At 40.3% G+C, this 20,216-nt stretch carries 23 protein-coding genes; 13 read left to right on the forward strand and 10 right to left on the reverse strand.

The genetic code is table 11. The annotated features are described in order from the left end of the window. Positions 1-43: 43 nt before the first annotated feature. Together FRE64_RS13610 and FRE64_RS13615 are read right to left on the reverse strand one after the other, a co-directional pair. Positions 44-523 (reverse strand): low molecular weight protein-tyrosine-phosphatase, encoded by a 480-nt coding sequence (locus FRE64_RS13610; protein ID WP_146296726.1) that lies wholly within the window; start codon positions 521-523, stop codon positions 44-46. A gap of 9 nt (positions 524-532) precedes the next feature. Further along, complete coding sequence (locus tag FRE64_RS13615) at positions 533-1,576, reverse strand: hypothetical protein (RefSeq protein WP_146296727.1); 1,044 nt, start codon at positions 1,574-1,576, stop codon at positions 533-535. 87 nt (positions 1,577-1,663) lie between these two features. On the opposite strand from FRE64_RS13615, the gene FRE64_RS13620 reads away from it, so the two are divergent. Further along, the gene (locus FRE64_RS13620; protein WP_146296728.1) at positions 1,664-2,926 is read left to right on the forward strand and encodes a Glu/Leu/Phe/Val family dehydrogenase; all 1,263 of its coding nucleotides are present in this window, start codon (positions 1,664-1,666) and stop codon (positions 2,924-2,926) included. On the opposite strand, the gene FRE64_RS13625 is transcribed toward FRE64_RS13620, so the two are convergent. The 6 genes from FRE64_RS13625 to FRE64_RS13650 form a co-directional block, all read right to left on the reverse strand. Beyond that, positions 2,884-4,257, reverse strand: coding sequence for an RNA-guided endonuclease InsQ/TnpB family protein (locus FRE64_RS13625; RefSeq protein WP_246140324.1), 1,374 nt, complete (start codon positions 4,255-4,257; stop codon positions 2,884-2,886). The two genes, FRE64_RS13620 and FRE64_RS13625, sit on opposite strands and share 43 nt — an antisense overlap. Positions 4,258-4,542: 285 nt before the next feature. Then, positions 4,543-5,367 carry an EI24 domain-containing protein gene (locus FRE64_RS13630; protein ID WP_146296729.1) on the reverse strand — a complete coding sequence of 275 codons (825 nt, stop codon included), beginning with the start codon at positions 5,365-5,367 and terminating at the stop codon, positions 4,543-4,545. A 36-nt stretch (positions 5,368-5,403) separates the two neighbouring features. Then, positions 5,404-6,309, reverse strand: coding sequence for a histone deacetylase family protein (locus tag FRE64_RS13635; protein WP_146296730.1), 906 nt, complete (start codon positions 6,307-6,309; stop codon positions 5,404-5,406). Next, complete coding sequence (locus FRE64_RS13640) at positions 6,310-7,266, reverse strand: undecaprenyl-diphosphate phosphatase (protein ID WP_146296731.1); 957 nt, start codon at positions 7,264-7,266, stop codon at positions 6,310-6,312. A gap of 32 nt (positions 7,267-7,298) precedes the next feature. After that, positions 7,299-7,964: a PulJ/GspJ family protein gene (locus FRE64_RS13645; protein ID WP_186708846.1), complete on the reverse strand. Its 666-nt coding sequence runs from the start codon at positions 7,962-7,964 to the stop codon at positions 7,299-7,301. A 5-nt stretch (positions 7,965-7,969) separates the two neighbouring features. Next, entirely contained in the window at positions 7,970-8,449 is a 480-nt protein-coding gene (locus tag FRE64_RS13650; RefSeq protein WP_146296733.1) for a GspH/FimT family pseudopilin, read from the reverse strand. Positions 8,450-8,545: 96 nt separating this feature from the next. Between FRE64_RS13650 and FRE64_RS13655 the strand changes: the two genes are divergently transcribed. The 3 genes from FRE64_RS13655 to FRE64_RS13665 all read left to right on the forward strand — a co-directional run bounded on the left by FRE64_RS13655 (position 8,546) and on the right by FRE64_RS13665 (position 9,622). After that, a complete protein-coding gene (locus tag FRE64_RS13655) occupies positions 8,546-8,899 on the forward strand; it encodes a YkgJ family cysteine cluster protein (protein ID WP_146296734.1) in 354 nt (117 codons plus the stop codon). A 94-nt stretch (positions 8,900-8,993) separates the two neighbouring features. Next, on the forward strand, positions 8,994-9,335 hold the full coding sequence (locus FRE64_RS13660; protein ID WP_146296735.1) for a TMEM165/GDT1 family protein: 342 nt from the start codon (positions 8,994-8,996) through the stop codon (positions 9,333-9,335). 2 nt (positions 9,336-9,337) lie between these two features. Continuing rightward, positions 9,338-9,622, forward strand: a complete 285-nt coding sequence (locus FRE64_RS13665) for a TMEM165/GDT1 family protein (RefSeq protein ID WP_146296736.1) — start codon at positions 9,338-9,340, stop codon at positions 9,620-9,622. Here the strand turns inward: FRE64_RS13665 and FRE64_RS13670 are convergent. Then, positions 9,619-10,134: a DUF4149 domain-containing protein gene (locus FRE64_RS13670; RefSeq protein WP_146296737.1), complete on the reverse strand. Its 516-nt coding sequence runs from the start codon at positions 10,132-10,134 to the stop codon at positions 9,619-9,621. The genes FRE64_RS13665 and FRE64_RS13670 overlap by 4 nt on opposite strands. Positions 10,135-10,351: 217 nt before the next feature. Between FRE64_RS13670 and menB the strand changes: the two genes are divergently transcribed. The 3 genes from menB (at position 10,352) to FRE64_RS13685 (ending at position 12,371) form a co-directional block, all read left to right on the forward strand. Next, a complete protein-coding gene (menB, locus tag FRE64_RS13675) occupies positions 10,352-11,185 on the forward strand; it encodes a 1,4-dihydroxy-2-naphthoyl-CoA synthase (RefSeq protein WP_146296738.1) in 834 nt (277 codons plus the stop codon). Positions 11,186-11,380: 195 nt separating this feature from the next. Next, positions 11,381-11,869, forward strand: a complete 489-nt coding sequence (locus tag FRE64_RS13680) for an orange carotenoid protein N-terminal domain-containing protein (protein WP_146296739.1) — start codon at positions 11,381-11,383, stop codon at positions 11,867-11,869. Between the two features lie 91 nt (positions 11,870-11,960). Further along, positions 11,961-12,371 carry a nuclear transport factor 2 family protein gene (locus FRE64_RS13685; RefSeq protein WP_146296740.1) on the forward strand — a complete coding sequence of 137 codons (411 nt, stop codon included), beginning with the start codon at positions 11,961-11,963 and terminating at the stop codon, positions 12,369-12,371. Here FRE64_RS13685 and FRE64_RS13690 read toward each other — a convergent pair. Beyond that, positions 12,368-12,796 (reverse strand): hypothetical protein, encoded by a 429-nt coding sequence (locus FRE64_RS13690; protein WP_146296741.1) that lies wholly within the window; start codon positions 12,794-12,796, stop codon positions 12,368-12,370. The genes FRE64_RS13685 and FRE64_RS13690 overlap by 4 nt on opposite strands. A gap of 290 nt (positions 12,797-13,086) precedes the next feature. Here FRE64_RS13690 and FRE64_RS13695 point away from each other — a divergent pair, with 290 nt between their 5' ends. From FRE64_RS13695 to FRE64_RS13720, 6 genes are all read left to right on the forward strand, one after another. Continuing rightward, positions 13,087-14,667, forward strand: a complete 1,581-nt coding sequence (locus FRE64_RS13695) for an NAD(P)H-quinone oxidoreductase subunit N (RefSeq protein WP_146296742.1) — start codon at positions 13,087-13,089, stop codon at positions 14,665-14,667. A gap of 103 nt (positions 14,668-14,770) precedes the next feature. Continuing rightward, positions 14,771-16,975 carry a glycoside hydrolase gene (locus tag FRE64_RS13700; protein WP_146296743.1) on the forward strand — a complete coding sequence of 735 codons (2,205 nt, stop codon included), beginning with the start codon at positions 14,771-14,773 and terminating at the stop codon, positions 16,973-16,975. Between the two features lie 12 nt (positions 16,976-16,987). Further along, the gene (locus FRE64_RS13705) at positions 16,988-17,329 is read left to right on the forward strand and encodes a Uma2 family endonuclease (RefSeq protein WP_146296744.1); all 342 of its coding nucleotides are present in this window, start codon (positions 16,988-16,990) and stop codon (positions 17,327-17,329) included. Between the two features lie 13 nt (positions 17,330-17,342). Then, on the forward strand, positions 17,343-18,086 hold the full coding sequence (locus tag FRE64_RS13710; protein ID WP_146296745.1) for an ABC transporter ATP-binding protein: 744 nt from the start codon (positions 17,343-17,345) through the stop codon (positions 18,084-18,086). 128 nt (positions 18,087-18,214) lie between these two features. Then, complete coding sequence (locus tag FRE64_RS13715) at positions 18,215-19,213, forward strand: ABC transporter ATP-binding protein (protein ID WP_146296746.1); 999 nt, start codon at positions 18,215-18,217, stop codon at positions 19,211-19,213. Positions 19,214-19,328: 115 nt separating this feature from the next. Next, the gene (locus FRE64_RS13720; RefSeq protein WP_146296747.1) at positions 19,329-20,180 is read left to right on the forward strand and encodes an FkbM family methyltransferase; all 852 of its coding nucleotides are present in this window, start codon (positions 19,329-19,331) and stop codon (positions 20,178-20,180) included. Positions 20,181-20,216: the final 36 nt, after the last annotated feature.

Below are 20,216 nucleotides of genomic sequence, written 5' to 3' on the forward strand. Positions count from 1 at the left end.
CTTGAGAAAGTTAGCAAACTATAGCACGGCGACAAACAGCTCTCTATTTAGTGATAGATTCTACTTTAATTTCTTCTAATAAACCACTGCAAGCATCCAGTAAAAGATCAATGACATGATTAAACCCTTCGGGGCCGCCATAATAGGGATCAGGAACTTCTTTGTCCCGATAATTTTTGGCATAATCACACATCATCTTAATTTTATCCCTATATTGTTTCTTGGGATCAAGGGAAATTAAATCCCAATAATTATCTCGATCCATGGCTAAAATTAAATCATATTTTTCAAAGTCACTGGGATAAAATTGGCGACCTTTTCCTATTAATTGAATGCCCCGTGCTTTGGCGGCTGCTTTCATGCGAGAGTCAGGGGGTTCTCCAATATGATAATCGGCAGTTCCAGCCGAATCGCAAATAATTTGGTCACTTAACCCTTCTTGTTCCACTAAATAACGCATGATGTTTTCGGCAGAAGGTGAGCGACAAATATTGCCAAGACAGACAAAGAGAAGTTTATACATTGTTATTTCTTATGATTCTTGATTCTCATCAATAATTTTGAGGCGAACTACGCGATCGCTGCTTTCATCTAACGGCACTTCAATGGTATCATTACTGAGCTTTTCTAAAGCACTAAGTAGCCCTCGCAAATGGGGATTACTTGCCCCTGTTTCTACATAGAGACGATCCGCTAAACTTCCCACTCGTTTCCAAGTGGTATATAGTTTTGCCACTACTTGTTCTAAATTGGTGGCTTGTTTCACTAAATCAGAAGCGGTGTTTAAGCAGTCGAGGCGTAGGGCTTCTTCTAAAGCCATTTCCATATCAAGATCAGCATTATGAATGGCTTGCACTTGTGCGGCGGCATCAAGATACTTAGAAAGATTTTTTGCTTCTGAGGTTAATTGTTTAACGGTATCCACATCAGGATTTTCTGATGCTTCTTGTTGAATGGATTTTAAGTGAGATTCAGGTAACTTTTCTAATTCTTTCACTAAAGGGGCAACATAACGGGGAGAAAGAGAACCGCTTTCGGTTTTTTCCTTGACAGTATCAGGAACTAACTCCGAACTCATTGCTGTCCATTGATCCGATAATTCCTTGACTTCCCGACGAGTAATGCGATCGCCGTTTTCTGCCGCTTCTGAGACTAATTTTTGCACTTCGGGATCAGAGTTTGCCGTTTCCACAAACGCCCGTTTACTAAACTTATTAATGGAACTTGCCTGTAATTGTCCTTCTTGTAGGAGAGTATCAGCGCTATTGGCAAGTTGAATTAGGGAATAGGCTTGGCTTTTACTGATTTCCCGTTGTTTTAACCAATTGAGAAAGCCGTTTCCTCTGCCTTCTCCCCCTTTCTTTTCGCGATCGCGCACCGCCCGCAAAATGCGACCACGCCAAATATCTGTTTGTAAATCAAATCGTTCACAAACTAACCAAGCTTCATCAAGACGCTGTTGAAACTCACTCTCTTCTACCTCATCATCTTCAGGATCAGGGAGTTGAAACTCTAGATCAGTAGGGGTTTCTAAGGCAGCGGCAATTTCGGAAGTGGTTTCAGGAAGATCGCTCATAATCAGTTGAAAATTTTAGTTGCTTTTGAAATAAGGAACATGATCAATGATAATTGGCATGAGGTCACTCGTTAAGGAAAATTTGGAATGCCTGATTCCCCATTATTAACAGAAGCAAGCAGCCGTCTTGAACCTGCCCTCAAATACGCTGAAGTTTCTGAGGAAATTATTACAGAACTTCAATTCCCAAAATCAAGTCTTTCAGTTTCCATTCCCGTGCGTCTTGATGATGGCAGTCTTAAGATGTTTCAAGGCTATCGCGTGCGCTACAACGATAATCGTGGCCCCACTAAAGGAGGGATTCGCTATCATCCTCAGGTGTCTCTAGATGAAGTGGAATCTCTGGCTTTCTGGATGACATTTAAGTGTGCCTTAATGAATTTGCCTTATGGAGGCGGTAAAGGGGGAATTACGGTTAATGCAAGGAGTCTTTCTAAAGGGGAATTAGAACGCCTTTCTCGGGGCTATATTAGCGCGATCGCGGACTTTATTGGCCCAGACAAAGATATCCCTGCACCAGATATGTACACTAACGCTACCATTATGGGCTGGATGATGGATCAATATAGCACCATCAAACGTCAAATTACCCCAGGGGTAGTCACAGGGAAACCCATTAGCATGGGGGGGAGTCAAGGAAGAGAAACTGCTACCTCAGTGGGGGCATTTGAAGTCATTAACACCCTTCTCGCCAAATTTGAACAAACTCCCCAAAAAACCACTGTTGCCATTCAAGGGTTTGGGAATGTCGGCGCAACCCTTGCCCAACTTCTCTCCCAAGTAGGCTATCGGGTGGTTGCGGTGAGTGACTCCCAAGGAGGAATTTATGCTTCTAAAGGGCTAGATATTCCCAGTATCCGCCGTTATAAATTTGCCAATCAAGGCTTACAAGCGGTGTACTGTGAAAATAGTGTTTGTAATATTGTTGAACATGAAGTGATTAGTAATGCTGATCTCCTGAAACTAGATGTGGATGTTCTCATCCCGGCAGCATTAGAAAATCAAATTACCCGTGAAAATGCCAATCAAATTCAAGCAAAATATATTTTTGAAGTAGCAAATGGCCCCACTACTTCTGAAGCAGATGCCATTTTAGAAGAAAACGAGTGTTATGTCTTCCCTGATATTTTAGTGAATGCAGGTGGCGTAACTGTCAGTTATTTTGAATGGGTACAAAATCGTAGTGGCTACTATTGGACAGCAGAAAAAGTGAATCAGCGCTTGAAAGAACGCATGAATATTGAAACTGAACAAACTTGGTCAATTGCTCAAGAGTTTAGCGTTTCTATGCGTAATGCTTGTTATATTCATGCCCTCAATCGTCTAGGAGAAACAAGAACAAGTAGGTGAATTACCCACAACCAATCACTTCGTGATGTGGTTGGACGGGGCGTATAAACGTCTGGGGAAATCCTCACTTCCTCGTCGCTTCGCTCCTGCGTCGCTGCGTCCAGACGACAGCCCCTTGGCTTCTCAGCAGCACCTTTCTCTTGCGCTTCGGTTCGTAACTGAGCTTTACTACTGGCGTTCATCCCTACCGCCAAATTTCTTATATTTCTAGCTGCGTTTTGATCTCTATCCATTGATAACCCACAATGAGGACAGTTATGGATTCTTTCCGATAGCTTTTTCGGAACTGTCTTGCCACAACCTGAACAATTCTGTGATGTATTTTTGGGGTTAACTTCTATCGTTAACTGTCCAGCATTTTCGGCTTTGACAGCTAATCTACTCAGAAAATTTCCCCAACCAGCATCATAGATTGATTTGCTTAGTCTAGTTTTAGCAAGTCCCTTAATGTTGAGTTTTTCATGGGCAATGACATCTCCTTGATTAAGAATTAATTTAATAGTGTTAAAGTGGAAATCTTTTCTCTGTCTAGCAACTTTTTGATGATGTTTTCCAAGTTGCTTGACTGCTTTTTGATAGCGTTTACTTCCTTTCTGACGACGAGATACCTTCTGCTGTAGCTTTTTGAGTCTTTCTTGTCCTTTTCGATAAAACTGAGGGATTTCTACTTTTTCACCTTCAGAAGTTACCAAAAAATCTTTTAAGCCCATATCAATACCTAGCGTATTCTCTGAGGTGGGAGTTATATCTATAGTTGATTCTGGTACGTTTGTATCTTCGAGAGAAAGTGTCAAGTAATAGCCATCAGCTTTCCTAGTTATTTGTGCTGTTTTAATCTTAAAACCATCAGGAATCGGGCGGTGCTTAATGAACTTAACTGTCCCAAATTTAGGTAAATTAATCTGATTATCTTGGACACAATTAGCTTTAACTTGCGGAAAAAGTATAGTCCGATAACGTCCTTTTCCTTTGAATCTAGGTTTTCCTGATTTCTTCCCACTCTTATCCCCCCTAAGCCAACGTTGAAAAGCCAAATCAACTCTTTTAACACAGTCTTGAAGGACTTGTGACTGGATTTGGCAATACCAAGGTCTATCTTTTTTAAGCTGAGTTAGACTTTGTTTTTGAGAGAAATAGGTGGGACGGTCAGATAATTCTGGAAGATGACAGATTAAAGGACAAGAATTGACCGCCGTTCTATGAGTTTCCCACCAATCAAAGCGTTGACCTAACAGGTAGTTGTATTGACACCTTAATAATTCTAGCCATTTCTCAATCTTGGCTATTTGCTCTTTGTCAGGTTTTAGGCGATACTGATAGGAAAATCGCATTGCGGTATCTGTCTTTTCTGTTATCAATTGATTATAACATGATGCCACCATCTCGACAACACTATGAAAAAAATGACTTTAAGATGTACTGAAGAAGAACATCAACAGCTTCTCTCTTACTGCAAACATAAGGGAAGAAGCCACGCAGGAAGTAATAAGAGAACCGATCAGGAAGTTATCAATCTCAGCCGGAGCTTTAGTGAGGATATTGAACCCCCTCGATTGATGGCGATTCATCCCCACCTAATCGCAGGCGATGTAGATGGGGGATTCTCGCCCATCTTGCTAAATTAGAGACTCCTTTTTCCGTCTTTTGAAAAAAACGCGATCGCTGAGTAATAAAGTTCCTCCCATCACACAAAAAGGAATGGTTAGTAAGTTTAATAAAGGAACACTAATTAAGAATAGACAGGAGAAACTAAAACTCCCACTAGCAGGTAAATTACCATAAACCATTTTTAATTTACCTCGAAAGGAAAATCGTCGTCTTTCAAGGGGGCCATCAAAAAAGTCTAAGCAAATAATAGTTGCCGTGAGGGTTAAACCACCAATTGTGCTAGCAATTGTTCCAATGCCTGGGAAAAAATTAATGAAAAAGAGAATAATTCCCCCAGTCACAGCTAACAATATTTTCTTGAGTTCAAATAATACCGCGCGAAAGATATCTTCTAAAAGCCCTACCTCAATATTTTCGGCGTTTCCTAAACGTATTTTTTCAACTTCTTCAGAGAGTTTTCCATACCAAGGAGAGCCTAAAATACTTCCAAATTGCAGTAATATAAACCCCACTACAATTAAAAATATAACTGTTAAGAAAAATTTAAGTAACCATCCCAGAAACAGGATCAAATCTTCTAAAAAATTTAACCAGTTAGGAAGATCGGCAATGGCTTGGTTAATATTTTCAGAAAGAGTCATGGTGAAACTTTCAATGGTATTCCAGCCCCAATAGATAATACTTCCATAAAGAAGAATACCAATTACTAAGTTAACGAGAATGGGGATAATGAGATACTGCCATAAATAGGGTTTTCTTAATAAAAGCGCGATCGCGCGAAAGGGATAAATTGCCCCGCTGATTAAGCCAAATCCATCTAGTATTCTCAACATATTATAATTTCTGTAATCAAAAAGACGACAAAATTTTTATTCAAAAACTGCTGTAGCTGCCCGATGCAAAAGGCTATGGCGATAAGCTAAGGTGTTTAAATCATCACTGTAACCCCCACCAATAACACAAGCAGTAGGATATCCTGCAGCTAAACAGGTACTTAAAACAGCGCGATCGCGCCGATAAATTCCCCAATCACTTAAGGCTAATTTGCCCAACCGATCTTCCACATGAGGATCAACCCCTGCATCATAAAGCACTAAATCCGGTTTCACGGCACTTAAAACATCAGGTAACTGTTTTGCCAAAATCTGTAAATAGCCATCATCATCTAATCCGATGGGTAAGGGAATATCAAGATCACTGGCTTGCTTACGACTGGGAAAGTTGTCCCCACAGTGCATGGAAAAGGTAAACACTCGCGGATCATTTTGAAAAACAAAGGCAGTGCCATCTCCCTGATGCACATCGAGATCAACAATTAGAATCTGTTTCACTAATTCCAACTCCAGCATAACGGCAGCCGCCACCGCTAAATCATTAAAAATACAAAAGCCTGATCCATAGTCGGGAAAAGCATGATGAGTTCCCCCTGCCGTATTACAAGCGATGCCATGTTCTAACGCTAACTGCGCCGTTAAAATTGTGCCGCCAATGGCTAAACAAGTGCGGTGAACTAACTCCTTACTCCAAGGAAGTCCAATCCGTCTTTGAACTTTTTTGTCTAGAGTTCCTTCATAATATCCCTGAATATAGTCTGGTGTATGAATCAGTTTTAACCATTCCTGAGGGGGTACTTCTGGTTGATGAACCTGTTGCGGTTGAATAATGCCCTCGGCTAACAAGATATCGTGAAGAATCCCAAATTTTGACATTGGGAAACGATGCCCCGGGGGAAGTGGGGTAACATAATGAGGATGATAGACAATCGGTAACGACATTTAGCCAAAATCAGTAGAAAATACGCCTCGAAAGCTGCCAATGGCAACAATTACCGCTAAAGCCCAAACATAAAAGGAGAAAAAGCGAAATTTGGCTTTATAAAGTAGAATCACAACCAGATATAAAGCAAAAATTCCTACAATTGCTGAGACCACAAAACCAATAAACATGGGGAGAAAGCCAATATTATCCCAAGCATCTGCCTCAATCACTTCAATCACTTGTAGCAAGGTTGCCCCAAGAATTGTGGGAAAGGCAATGAAAAAACTATATTCCGCAGCCCACTGTCGTTTCATTCCAGCAAAGAGAGAAAAGGAAATCGTCATTCCACTACGGCTGAGACCTGGCATTAAGGAAAGGGCTTGTCCCACTCCAATAATACTAGCAACCAAAGGATTCATTTCCCGTAATCCTACCTTTTGATGCCGCTTGTAGTCAGTGTACCAAAGTAAGATGCCTGTGATAGTCAAAGTTAGCGCGATCGCGAGGGGTTGAGCAAATACTGCCTTAAACAGCGATCGCATCGGAAACCCAATTAAGGCTGTCACCACAACCGAAAGCATCCCTAAAATGGCAAGGCGTAAATATAGATAGCGATTATCACCCCGTTCCCCACTAGGCAATATTAAGGGACGAATTTCTTTTCCTAATAAGGAGAGACTCAGGGGTTCGCGACGAGAAGTAGTAAGCGTCGTGAGAAATTGAATTGTATCTTGCCAAACCTTAATAATAAAACGGCTTAAACTTTGACGAAAGACGACTGCAATGGAAATCAGAGTTCCCACATGAACAATTAGATCAAAAAAAATCATTTCAGGGCTTTCTGCTGGCGGTAAAGCCGAACCTCGCTGACTTAACCAATGCTGAGTCAAAACCAGATGACTGGTTGAACTAACAGGGAAAAACATAAAGATTCCTTGAATTACACCTAATAAAATTGATTCCAATATAGTCATAAACTGAAGGAAAGTTTCAAGATCACGTTAATTTAATCAGAAGCGTTGCTTCTTGCAAATGCTTTTTGCCTAAGTTTAATACTACCTTCACTATTGCGGATAACAATTTCTGCAGTACGATTTCCTTGCTGACAAATATAAAACCCTTCAGGAGATTCTGGGATAATAGTGCCACTTTCACAACTACCACCTTCTTCTGCAGAAATAAAATCAATTAGCGGTCGATTTTGCCAACTTTCACTATTTCCCTCATTGGAATAATTGCCATCACTGGTAAAGCCTGGCCCCCACCGATAAATAACTCTCGGCCCCTGCCAAACTGTACTGGTGGTAGGTTCAGCAATTCGATATACTACCTTATCATCAAAATTAGGAATCGTTAGAATAAGAATTGGAGTTTGATTAGAAGCTGTACTTCTAGATATTTTACTTCCTTCTGGCACGTCATTATTTGGATCATCAGAAATAGTGTCTGCCATTTTTATTTCCTCTGCGATAAAATCTAAGGCCCGATTAATCTCTTGTCGTCTTAAAGTTTGTCGCTCATTCCTAGCATTTCTCTGCAATAGTGTATCTAAACCAATGCTAGAACCTGCCACTAAAATTCCTGTAATGACAATTGCAACTAATAGCTCAGTGAGCGTAAACCCTGAATTTTGTTTCTTAGAAGCTAAACAATTAATCTGATTAAGTCTCATTGATTTCATAGTTTTTGGCAGCGCGGACTGGCACTACTGTCATAAATTCCTTCTCTAATAATTCCTAACGGCATTGAAATTGCTAGGCATTTTTGTTGCGTTACTGCCTCACTAGAAAAGTGAATCGTATTATTATTATTGGTATTGCCTCGAAATCCAAAGGTAATTGTTGAGCCACCAGAAAAGCCCACTGTTACGGGCTCAGGTAAAGTTCGTGTTGAAACACAAGATGTCACCGTTACAGGGGATGCTTCAGCATTAATCGTTACCTGGCAAATTGCACTGCGACGAATGGCTTCTCGTTGAGCTTGTCGTAATGCCCCTCGAACCTCGCTTAGAGAATAATCTAACTGGCTTCGTCGATACCAGCCCAAAAAGTTAGGAGCAGAAATCGCACTCAGAATCCCAATCAGAAAAAGGACAACAAGAATTTCAAAAAGTGTAAATCCTTGTTGCTTCTTGTTGTAAAAGGCAAAGGTTAACATCCCAAATCTCGCTATGGGTGAGTAATTTTCTACTTAATTTAGCACTTTTAAGGTAAAAAGGGATTGAGAAAACTAGAAGAATTATTCTTTTTGACAATGCCAAATTGGTCTTGCATGAAAAACTGTGGCGCTTGTTGCTACCTTGAACCGTCCGAGCGTCCCGAATTAGAAGACTATCTCTCTTGGGAGGAGTTAAAGCAGTACCATGATTTAGTGGGGGAAGATGGTTGGTGTGTTCATTATCAAAAGGAAACCAAAACTTGTGGTATCTATGAACAGCGTCCCTCTTTTTGTCGCGTTAGTGCCGAGAATTTTAAGCGGATGTTTGGGGTAAATCGGGAGGAGTTTGATGAATTTGCGATTGATTGCTGTTGTGAGCATATTGCCAGTCTTTATGGGGAGGATAGTGAGGAAATGACTCGCTATTTGGAATTAGTTGATCATGAATGAACTCATGCTTTTTTTAACGTTCTGCATAGCTTCCTGTGGAATTATCAACCACGATACAATGTAGCAGGACTTTCTGTAGAATTAATAACTAGCCGTGACTGATCACAGCGATCGCGCTTCTGCGACACCAACCCCCACCGGTCTCTTTAAGCAAGGCTTCTCCACCGTCTTTATCTCTACCTTTATTACTATCTTTCTCGCAGAAATTGGGGATAAAACGCAATTAGCTACACTCTTAATTAGTGCAGAATCTCAAGCTCCCTTTGTTGTTTTCATTGGCGCGGCTCTGGCTCTTATGACCACTAGTTTAATGGGAGTTTTGCTGGGACAATGGCTGGCAAAAATGGTTTCTCAGCGACAACTGCAAGTGATGGTTGCCTCGTTACTTTTAGTGATTGCTATTTTGTTGTTAGGTGATGTTGTTGAAGGAGTTTAGGTATGGATTGGCAATTACTAGGATTAACCTTTGTTACCGTTTTTATGGCGGAAATTGGAGATAAAAGTCAACTAGCCGCGATCGCGCTGGGAGGAAATAGCAAGTTCCCCACAGCGGTTTTACTCGGTTCTATTGTTGCTCTACTTACAGCCAGTTTTCTTGGGGTTCTTTTAGGGGGAGGAGTGGCCCAGCTTCTTCCAACTCGTCTCTTAAAGACCCTTGCTGCGATTGGGTTTACATTTCTTGCACTCAAACTCTTAATTCTAGAAGAAGAGGAATCAGATTAATCGGTTCTCTCTGGTTGCCAGGCTTGAAAACTCCATACTAAGAGCAGTCCACCTATGATAAACTTCATTAATTCTAATAGCCAATAACTTAAATGAAACTGTACCATTTCCACTGACATAATTGTATTCGTTTCAAACCAATTTAAGTCAATTCCAAATGCACTCAGTTGTGGGGTTAAAAAATAGTTACAAGTGAGTGCAATTACTAAGAGAAATGTTGCAAAAATCATTACCCATTGTTCTTGTTCTTGGGGGAGGAGATGATTTCTTTTCAAAATTAAAAAGCCACTTAAAATGATTCCAGCACAAAGCAACTCAATATGGTTAAAAAGACCAAACATGGAATAACCTGCACTAATAAACCCAGGCTCGCTCATCATTCCTGCTTGCATAAGAGAAGGAATAATTACAAAATCTAAAACCGTGCTGGCACTTAACCAAAAGCAAAGGGTTACAAAAACCACAACTGACCATCGGCTAGGATTCCGTTTCGCAGAAGAGACAATATCCATTTTCTTACTTTGATAATAACCTTTCTTCTCTTAGGATAACAATTTCCGAGCCACTTTAGAAGCCAAAAATATAAAATATTGTTGAGATTTTAATACCAATCAGAACATATTAAGTATTATTAAAAATTGCAAACATTTCCTCAAAGATCATTCCCTTATCTTGACACCCAAATGAGGGAAAAATAGTCTATATCACATCAATCATTCAGGTTAAGAAATGCAAATAAACTGGCAAACTGTTAAAACTTACGAAGATATCCGCTATGAAAAAGCTGATGGCATTGCCAAACTGACGATTAATCGTCCTCACAAACGAAATGCGTTTCGACCGCAAACAGTTTTTGAACTTTATGAAGCCTTTGCCCATATTCGGGAAGATCGTAATATTGGGGTCGTTTTATTGACAGGTGCAGGGCCTCATACGGATGGCAAATATGCTTTTTGTTCTGGAGGAGATCAAAGTGTAAGAGGGAAAGCAGGTTATCTTGATGATGATGGAACACCGCGCCTGAATGTCTTAGACTTACAGCGGGCAATTCGTTCTCTACCCAAAGTTGTCATTGCCTTAGTAGCCGGTTATGCCATTGGCGGAGGTCATGTGCTGCATTTAATGTGCGACCTCACTATTGCTGCTGATAATGCTATTTTTGGGCAAACTGGACCGAAAGTAGGGAGTTTTGATGGGGGCTTTGGGGCAAGTTATCTGGCTCGTATAGTCGGACAGAAAAAAGCCCGAGAAATTTGGTTTCTCTGTCGTCAATATAGCGCACAGCAAGCCTTAGATATGGGGCTAGTCAATACGGTAGTGCCAGTAGAAGAGTTAGAGACAGAAGGGGTCAATTGGGCTAATGAGATTTTAGATAAAAGTCCCACTGCCATTCGTTGTCTAAAAGCTGCCTTTAACGCCGACTGTGATGGTCAAATGGGCTTACAAGAGTTAGCCGGGAATGCCACCCTTCTTTACTATATGACTGAGGAAGGAAGTGAGGGAAAGCAGGCTTTCCTAGAAAAGCGCAAACCTAATTTTCGCGATTATCCTTGGCTACCCTAGCCAAAAGCAGGGTGGTTTCATTCTCCTGAAATTCCCCTCAGGTGGGGGATGGGGGGAGGCTTCCCCCTCTATTCCCTATGGTTGAGATTTAGCATTCTTATGGAAAAATGGTTGTCAGTGTTAACAAAAATTTACATAATGGAAATCAATAAAGGTTAAATCATTATTCGTAATCAAGATTAAGGAGTTTCAATTATGGTTGCTACTACCAATACTTTCATCAATACCTCAGTCGGAGCAGTAGAAACAACTCTTCAAGAGTTCAAAAAACTTAGCACCGATGAGCAATTAGCAGCACTCTGGTTTATCTACTTAGAAACTGGAAAATCCATTACTCCTGCTGCTCCTGGTTCTGCTAGACTACAACTTGCTCAAGGCTTAATGGATCAAGTAAAAGCCATGAGTCATCAAGAGCAGTTACAGTTTATGCGTAACCTAGTGGAAAAAGTTAACACCCCTGCAACCCGTAGCTATGGCATTCTCAGCCCTAATACTAAATTAGCATTCTGGTATCGTCTGGCTCAGTGGATGGAAGATGGCACTGTCATTCCTATGCCTTCAGGTTATCAACTTTCTAAAACAGGGAAGCAAGTAATTGGTAAAATCCAAAACCTTGAGTTCAATCAGCAAATCACCATTCTCCGTCGCTGTGTTGTTGACATGGGCGTTGATGCGTTTGCTTAATTCCTAAAACGTTAGCTTAATCGCTGCGATGAGGGCGGGCTACGGTTCGCCCTATTCTTAATTTTATGTCGTTATTTATTATGGAGTGACTATGTCCACTGCTTCTCTTACCCAACCTGTTTCTATTGATGGTTTAAACCTGCCCTTGATTGAGCATTATTTTCAACGGATGAATGCTCAAAATTTTCAGGGAGTAGCTGAGTTATTTGTCTCCAATGGGGAATTACATCCGCCTTTTGAAGAACCTGTTATTGGCGATCGCGCGATCGCGCACTATCTAGAAACTGAAGCAATGGGAATGAAGTTATTTCCTAACAGAGGTAATGAAAAATTGCTTGAAGATGGCAAAACAGAAGTTTATGTTAAAGGTTATGTTAAAACTTCCTTATTTAAAGTAAATGTCGCTTGGCAATTTTTAATTGATGGTGAACAAGACAAGCTCTTAGCCGTGGCAGTTAAACTACTTGCTTCTTGGGAAGAACTTGCCCAAATTCAACGTTAAGCGGCTACTGTCGTTTGCCAAGAGGCTTCTAAGTGTGAACGACCTAATAATAAATCTTTTTGTGAACATTGCCAGTCGGGATGGGCCGTCATGAGGAGACTATCTAGGCTTTCTTCATCAAACAAGTGCCACACAGGGGCATCATCCACATCACTAGCATAAGCATAGCAATTGGGACTGACACAGATAATTTCCTCGTCGCTGTTTCCTAACTTAATAGATTCTCCCGGTTGGAGAGAACGGAAACGGCGCATAAATTGTTTAAATTCGTCCCAAGAATCAGCTTTTAATCCCGTAAGAGTAACAGTAAAAGCGCGATCGCTGTTTACAGCAATCCAGTAGTTTCTTAAAGGATCAACCCCTTCTAGCCAAGGAAGTTGGTCATCTAACTGATAACGGGGGATCACAGTGAATTGTGGATACATAAACTTATTTTTTGCTCTAAACTTTCCACACTGTTAGTCACAATACAAAGAAAACTGAGAAAAAGGCAATAAAACTTAATAAAACTTAGTATCCAACTTAGATTTTGGCGCAGTAAAATCCTGTAAAAGCATTTACAGCAATCATTGTAGGATTTATTTTTTAATAGGGAAGTAATGTTAAGTTAAATGAAGACAGTTTAACCCCTATCAGGATCAATAAGAGAAAATCAATCTGCTGTTATCCTGAATCTTGGTACGCTATATTAATCATCTGTTATCCGTAACTTTATATGGACTTTGCAAGTAATTTTTCTGATCAACTCAATGTCGGTTTAATATTACCCGAGGGGATTATCATTGCGACCCTCTTAATCGTTTTAATCGCTGATTTAATCGTGGGACGTAATCGCTCACGAGGACTCCCTTATATTGCCATTGGTGGGCTACTCTTATCTGTTGTTGCCCTTTACTTCCAATGGAATCCTGAAAACCCGATCGCGCTTCTTGGTAGCTTCAGTGGCGATGATCTCAGTATTGTTTTTCGTAGCATTATTGCCCTTTCCACGGCGGTAACAATTTTAATGTCAATTCGCTATGTCGAACAAAGTGGCAGTGCTTTATCCGAATTTATCGCCATCATGCTAACGGCGACAGTGGGGGCAATGTTCCTCAGTGGTGCAAATGAACTGGTGATGATCTTCCTGTCTTTAGAAACCCTGAGTATTTCATCTTACTTAATGACAGGATACACCAAGCGTGACTCTCGTTCTAATGAAGCTGCCTTAAAATATCTCCTTATTGGCGCTGCTAGTTCCGCCATTTTCCTTTATGGGTCATCCTTACTGTATGGGTTATCAGGGGGAGAAACCAGACTGCCTGAAATTGCGTCTGGAATCGCCCAAATAGAAGGAGGAGAACTTGCTAGCGCGATCGCGCTTGTATTTATGATCGCAGGGATTGCCTTTAAAATTTCTGCTGTTCCCTTTCACCAATGGACTCCTGATGTTTATGAAGGATCACCCACCCCCGTTGTTGCCTTCTTATCAGTGGGATCAAAAGCTGCAGGATTTGCCCTTGCTATTCGCTTACTGGTGGTTACCTTCCCCTTCGAAGAACCCCAATGGCGTTTAATTTTCACCGCCCTTGCTATTCTCAGCATGATTTTAGGGAATGCAGTCGCCCTTGCCCAAACCAGCATGAAACGGCTTCTTGCTTATTCTTCCATTGGTCAAGCAGGATTTGTGATGATTGGGATGGTTGCTGCCACCGAAGCAGGATATGCCAGCATGATCTTCTATTTACTGGTATATCTCTTTATGAACTTAGGGGCATTTACAGGCTTAATTCTCTTCTCCCTCCGTACTGGAACTGACCAAATTACGGAATATGCAGGACTTTATCAAAAAGATCCCCTTCTAACCCTGGGCTTAAGCATTTGTTTACTTTCCTTAGGCGGGATTCCTCCCCTTGCTGGATTCTTTGGTAAAATTTACTTATTCTGGGCAGGTTGGCAAGCTGGCTTATCGGGACTAGTGATCATCGGACTGATTGCCAGTGTCATTTCTATTTACTACTACATCCGCGTAGTAAAAATGATGGTTGTGAAAGAACCTCACGAAATGTCAGACACAGTTCGTAACTATCCTGCTGTCAATTGGAAACTACCTGGAATGCGTCCTTTGCAAGTAGGCTTAGTTCTCTCCTTAGTTGTTACCTCTTTAGCTGGCATTTTATCCAATCCTCTGTTTACCATTGCTAACAGTTCCATTGCCAATACGCCAGTGTTACAAAAGGCTTCTCTCATAGAAGAGGAAGTACAAGACAAGCAAGTCTCATTAGCCGAGCCAAAAACACCTGCTATTGTGGACTAAATAACCTGCTAACTCGGGAATGCAGTGATGATAGCTGTATTCCCCCTCTACAGACGTTTCTAATAACGCCTGTGCATTTGATCCTTACTTGTATCAGGCTGATATGGCTTATCCTCTCTACGTCGCCTTTGTTTGGCATCAGCATCAACCCATTTATTCTTCTTCCCAAGGTAACTATGATCTTCCTTGGGTGCGCTTGCATGGGACAAAAGACTATCTTGATCTGATTTTACTGCTAGAGCGTTATCCTCAGTTACATCAGACGGTGAATCTTGTTCCCTCCCTCCTTCGCCAATTAGAAGCGTATGGTCAAGGAAGAGCCTCTGATCCTTATCTTAAGTTAACTTTAACCCCAGAGAACCATTTAACTCGCAATCAGCGAGAATACATCATTAATCATTTTTTTGATGCCAACTATCGCACCCTGATTGATCCTCATCCTCGTTACCGACAACTGTATCAACAAAGAAAGGATTATGGGGCAACTTGGTGTTTATATCATTGGAAAAATCAAGATTACAGCGATCTCCTAGCGTGGCATAATTTAGCTTGGATTGATCCTCTCTTTTGGGATGATCCTGAAATTGCTGCTTTCTTAGAGAAAGGAAAAGGATTTACTTTACAAGATCGCCAACGGATTTATGCCAAACAGCAAGAAATTATTAATCAGATTATCCCCAAACATAAACAGTTACAAGAGAAAGGACAACTAGAATTAACCACCAGTCCTTATACTCATCCTATTCTTCCCCTTTTAGCAGATACCAATGCGGCAAGAGTTGCCATTCCTGACATCAATTTACCGCAACATCGGTTTAGTTGGGCTGAGGATATTCCCCGTCACTTAGAAAAAGCAAAAGCCATTCATCAAAGTTATTTCGAGACACTTCCCCAAGGATTATGGCCCTCAGAACAGGCGATTAGTCCCGAGATTCTCCCTTATATTAGCAAGGCTGGTTTCCAGTGGATCTGTTCCGATGAAGCGATTTTAGGTTGGACGCTTAACCATTTTTTCCATCGTAATGAACGGGGAACCCTTTATGCCCCTGAGTTATTATATCGTCCTTATCGACTGCCCACCGAGAATGGGGATTTAAACGTTGTTTTCCGTGATCATCGCTTATCAGATTTAATTGGCTTTACTTATAGTAAATTACCCCCCCAGGCAGCAGCAAAAGACTTTATTAGTCGCTTAAGCGCGATCGCGCAACGTCTTGGTGAACCCATTGAACATCCTTGGTTAGTTACCATTGCTTTAGATGGGGAAAATTGTTGGGAACAGTATTATCAAGATGGCAAACCCTTTTTAGAAGCCCTTTATCAACGTCTCAGTGATCATAAAGGAATTGAACTTGTCACTGTCTCTGAATTTCTAGATAAGTTTCCAGCAACAGCTACTTTACCCACAGAAAAACTCCATAGCGGTTCTTGGGTTAATGGCAATCTTAACACTTGGATTGGCGATCCCATTAAAAATCGCGCTTGGGATTTACTTGCTGAAGCCAGAAATGTTTTAGCCAATTATCCCGAAGCCACCGAAGAAAACTATCCTCAAGCCTGGGAAGCCCTTTATGCTGCCGAAGGTTCGGACTGGTTTTGGTGGTTAGGAGAAGGACATTCTTCTAACCAAGATGCCATTTTTGATCAACTCTTTCGAGAACATTTATCGCAATTTTATACCGCCCTTAATTTACCAATTCCTGAAAAACTAAAGCAGCCGCTTGAGTCCCACCAAAGAAAAAAATCTCATCCTCCCTTGAGTTTTATTCACCCTTTTATTGATGGAATTGCAGATGAACAAGACTGGGATAAAGCGGGACGAATTGATGTGGGAACAACAGGGGCGATGCACGCCAACAGTGATGTACAAAGAATCTGGTATGGGTTAGATCATCTTAACTTCTACTTTCGATTTGATTTCAAAAAAGGTGGGCAACCCGGCACCAATTTACCGCCAGAATTGCATTTATTTTGGTTTTACCCTGGGATTACTTTACTCAATAGTCGCATTCCTTTAAAAGGAGTTCCTCAACATCCGCCATTAGATTATTTATACCATCACCATTTAGGGATTAATATAGTAGAAGAAACCGTTTGGTTAGAAGAAGCTGCCGAAAATCATCGCTGGTTTGGCTGTCGAACTCGGGCAAAATTTCACTTTAATGACTGTCTCGAATTATCTGTTCCTTGGGAAGATTTAGGAATGTCTCCTGATATTTCTCTTAATATTATCGCAGTGCTTGCCGATCGCGCTCAATTCCGCAGTTATTACCCAGAAAAAGAATTTATTGTCTTAGAAATTCCTTAAGGTGATGCCAGAATGACAACTTACACCATTAATTTAGACACAATTACTACTCTAGATGATGAACAGTTTTTAAAAGTTTGTCAAGCGAATCCAGACTTAAAATTTGAGCGCACCTCCCAAGGAAAATTAGTTATTATGTCGCCCACAGGTGGGGAAACTGGCAAAAAAAATGCCGAGTTAATCGCTGAATTTTGCATTTGGAATCGTCAGCAAAAGCAAGGAATCGTTTTTGATTCTTCCACCGCATTTAAGTTTCCCAATGGCGCAATTCGATCTCCTGATGTTTCTTGGATAAAAAAAGAACGATGGGAGAAGTTAACCCAAGAGGAAAGGGATAAATTTTCGCAAATTTAGAAACCATTTGGTAATGACAGGTAACTCAGAAACGATTTTAGAAGCTGATCAAGTTAATTTAACTGATCCGTTAGGATTAACCAATTTATTAAGTGATATTTCTTTCAAGATTCAAGAGCGCGATCGCGCTGTTATTTTAGGAACATCAGGATCAGGAAAAACGTCTCTTTTACGCATACTTAATCGCCTTAGTGAACCCACATCAGGACAACTGTTTTATCGGGATACTCCTTATGATCAAATTCCTGTTATTTCTCTTCGTAAAAACATTGTTTTAGTTCCACAAGAACCGAAACTTTTAGGAATGACAGTTACTGAAGCCCTTGCTTATCCCTTAAAACTACAGAAACTTCCCCCAAATGAGATTAAAAATCGGTTGACTACCTATTGTGAACAATTACAAATTCCTGAAAGCTGGTACGAAAAATCAGAATTAGAATTATCTCTTGGACAACGTCAGCTTGTTACCCTAGCAAGAGGGTTAGTCATGCAACCAGATATTTTATTATTAGATGAACCCACTTCTGCGTTAGATATCGCCACCGCTAGTAGAGTTCTTGATATTATGAAACAGCAAGAGATGGCAATTATTATGGTTAATCATCAGTTTGATATTGCCCAACAATTTAGCCGTCAAATTTTCTATCTTCAAGAAGGTATGATTCAAAAAACGCTCCTAAATGATAACCTTGATTGGGAAGCCTTAAAAGCGGAAATTATCCAGCAGGAAAAAGAACTAGAAGCAGAATGGTCTTAATCTGCTTTTTAGCGACAAAAATCGTCTCTTTGGGAATATATTTTTTAAATTGTAGAATTTTTAAGATAAAATTTTGCCAAAATCGGGAATAATAAGACCGTAAAGAGTTTGATCATCAATTAAGAAATATGGACTCGGTTACGCCTAAACCTAACGTTACAGCTACTGATCAAGAACAAACGCGCGTTGTTCAGACTTGGGACTTAAAAAAAGTTTATCGTACAGGCTTTTGGCTCAATCAGAAAGTAGAATCCCTAAAAGGGTGTACTATAACCGTATATGAAGGGGAAACCTTTGGTTTACTAGGGCCAAATGGGGCAGGGAAAACGACTCTCTTAAAAATATTACTAGGAATTGTTCGGGCTAGTTCAGGACGAGCAGTGCTATTGGGAAAACCAATCAGCGATCGCGCTATTAAACAACGCATTGGTTATCTTCCTGAAAACCCATACCTCTATGATTATCTAACAGCTTGGGAGTTTCTTCAATATACCGCAGGACTTTTTAATATTTCCCGTGCAGAACAAAAAAAACGCATTCCCCAACTCATCGACACAGTAGGGATTGATCGAAAAACAGCCAAAAAGAAACAACTTCGCCAATATTCTAAAGGAATGTTACAGCGAATTGGCATGGCGCAAGCATTAATTAATAATCCAGAAGTGGTATTTTTAGATGAACCAATGTCAGGGTTAGATCCCATTGGAAGATATCAAATTCGTCAAATTATTTTAGCCTTGAAAGAGCAAGGTAAGACAATCTTTTTTAATTCTCATGTATTAGGAGATGTGGAACAAATCTGCGATCGCGTTGCCATTTTAGCCCAAGGAGAGATTATTTGTACAGGATCATTAGATGAATTACTAGGGAGTAAAGATACTTATCAAGTAGCAGGAAAGGGTGGCAATTCTGAAGAGTTAGAAAAATGGATTTCTCATTTAGACTTTGCTGATAGTTATTGGCATGGTCAATTAATTACAGGGGGGAATTTAGATAAATTTTTAAGCGCGATCGCGCAAATGGACGCAGAAATTTTAGAACTAAAATTAGCCCGAGCATCTCTAGAAGAATTTTTCTTACAACAATTAAGATTAAATGAAAAACATAAATCTGGGGATAGTAATTAACCACTTGGAATATTTTTTCTATCCAGTTATTTAAGAAAAAAAAGAGCTGGCGGTCACGCATCAAAGTAACTACAATAGAGAGTAATTCTTATTGCCCTAGCAAAAATAAAAACTTATGCGTGTTGAAGCCTGTTGCCAGAATTTGCTAAAAAAGATTCTTCCCGAAATTGATCCTAATAGACAAGGTGTTTGCTTTGATATTGGAGTAGGAGATTTTGCCTTTTATTGTCAGTTATTTGCTCAATTAGGGTTTTCTACTATTGCTGTTGAACCTTCCCCAGTTCGTAAATTAAAGCAAGTTTGTAACCGTAATTCTATTCAACTATTAGAATGTTGCTTATCAGATAAAAATGGCACTCAAACCTTACATTTAGGAAAATTTGCATATCTTTTTAATCGTAACTTTAATTCCCTAGAATCAGAATGGTTCGCTTCCTCTCAACAAACGAAATTAGTTTCCACTATTGATTTAACAGAATTATTACGCATTAGCAATGCCAAGGAAGTGACTTGTTTAAAACTTGATATCGAAGGATGGGAAACAGTAGTCATGGAACAACTGAAACAGCTACCGACTTCACAACTCCCGAAACTGATCATGTTTGAATATGGTGGGGGAAGTCGTCGTTATCAGGGGGGAAAAGGATGGTCGCCGAAATTTCTTCAAGGAACAATGAAGTGCCTAGAAACTCTAAAAAACTGTGGTTATGGCTTGAGTATTCTCATTGATTATGCCCCGAATGCGACAACAAACATATTTAATTTACAGTCTCTTGAATTAGACCCTGATCAAATATTCCTTCCTAATGCCGTTTATGGCAACATCATTGCCTTTCAGGAACAAAATCATACTGAAAGCGCAATCAATCTTAAACGGGAAGAAATGGTCACCATGATTCAGGAGACAACCCTCCCATACAAGGGAAAATGGTTGAATACTCTCATCGAAGCACTTGCCACAAAGTAGCCCATCAAAAAAAGAGCCTTGGTTTTACCCAAAGCT

It is taken from the genome of Euhalothece natronophila Z-M001, assembly GCF_007904085.1.
Lineage (GTDB): Bacteria > Cyanobacteriota > Cyanobacteriia > Cyanobacteriales > Rubidibacteraceae > Halothece > Halothece natronophila.

Coding starts and splice junctions, on each gene's coding strand:
- FRE64_RS13610 (WP_146296726.1), bottom strand. CDS start 523: ATGTATAAACTTCTCTTTGTCTGTCTTGGCAATATTTGTCGCTCACCT.
- FRE64_RS13615 (WP_146296727.1), bottom strand. CDS start 1,576: ATGAGCGATCTTCCTGAAACCACTTCCGAAATTGCCGCTGCCTTAGAA.
- FRE64_RS13620 (WP_146296728.1), top strand. CDS start 1,664: ATGCCTGATTCCCCATTATTAACAGAAGCAAGCAGCCGTCTTGAACCT.
- FRE64_RS13625 (WP_246140324.1), bottom strand. CDS start 4,257: ATGCGATTTTCCTATCAGTATCGCCTAAAACCTGACAAAGAGCAAATA.
- FRE64_RS13630 (WP_146296729.1), bottom strand. CDS start 5,367: ATGTTGAGAATACTAGATGGATTTGGCTTAATCAGCGGGGCAATTTAT.
- FRE64_RS13635 (WP_146296730.1), bottom strand. CDS start 6,309: ATGTCGTTACCGATTGTCTATCATCCTCATTATGTTACCCCACTTCCC.
- FRE64_RS13640 (WP_146296731.1), bottom strand. CDS start 7,266: ATGACTATATTGGAATCAATTTTATTAGGTGTAATTCAAGGAATCTTT.
- FRE64_RS13645 (WP_186708846.1), bottom strand. CDS start 7,964: ATGAGACTTAATCAGATTAATTGTTTAGCTTCTAAGAAACAAAATTCA.
- FRE64_RS13650 (WP_146296733.1), bottom strand. CDS start 8,449: ATGTTAACCTTTGCCTTTTACAACAAGAAGCAACAAGGATTTACACTT.
- FRE64_RS13655 (WP_146296734.1), top strand. CDS start 8,546: ATGCCAAATTGGTCTTGCATGAAAAACTGTGGCGCTTGTTGCTACCTT.
- FRE64_RS13665 (WP_146296736.1), top strand. CDS start 9,338: ATGGATTGGCAATTACTAGGATTAACCTTTGTTACCGTTTTTATGGCG.
- FRE64_RS13670 (WP_146296737.1), bottom strand. CDS start 10,134: ATGGATATTGTCTCTTCTGCGAAACGGAATCCTAGCCGATGGTCAGTT.
- menB (WP_146296738.1), top strand. CDS start 10,352: ATGCAAATAAACTGGCAAACTGTTAAAACTTACGAAGATATCCGCTAT.
- FRE64_RS13680 (WP_146296739.1), top strand. CDS start 11,381: ATGGTTGCTACTACCAATACTTTCATCAATACCTCAGTCGGAGCAGTA.
- FRE64_RS13685 (WP_146296740.1), top strand. CDS start 11,961: ATGTCCACTGCTTCTCTTACCCAACCTGTTTCTATTGATGGTTTAAAC.
- FRE64_RS13690 (WP_146296741.1), bottom strand. CDS start 12,796: ATGTATCCACAATTCACTGTGATCCCCCGTTATCAGTTAGATGACCAA.
- FRE64_RS13695 (WP_146296742.1), top strand. CDS start 13,087: ATGGACTTTGCAAGTAATTTTTCTGATCAACTCAATGTCGGTTTAATA.
- FRE64_RS13700 (WP_146296743.1), top strand. CDS start 14,771: ATGGCTTATCCTCTCTACGTCGCCTTTGTTTGGCATCAGCATCAACCC.
- FRE64_RS13705 (WP_146296744.1), top strand. CDS start 16,988: ATGACAACTTACACCATTAATTTAGACACAATTACTACTCTAGATGAT.
- FRE64_RS13710 (WP_146296745.1), top strand. CDS start 17,343: ATGACAGGTAACTCAGAAACGATTTTAGAAGCTGATCAAGTTAATTTA.
- FRE64_RS13715 (WP_146296746.1), top strand. CDS start 18,215: ATGGACTCGGTTACGCCTAAACCTAACGTTACAGCTACTGATCAAGAA.
- FRE64_RS13720 (WP_146296747.1), top strand. CDS start 19,329: ATGCGTGTTGAAGCCTGTTGCCAGAATTTGCTAAAAAAGATTCTTCCC.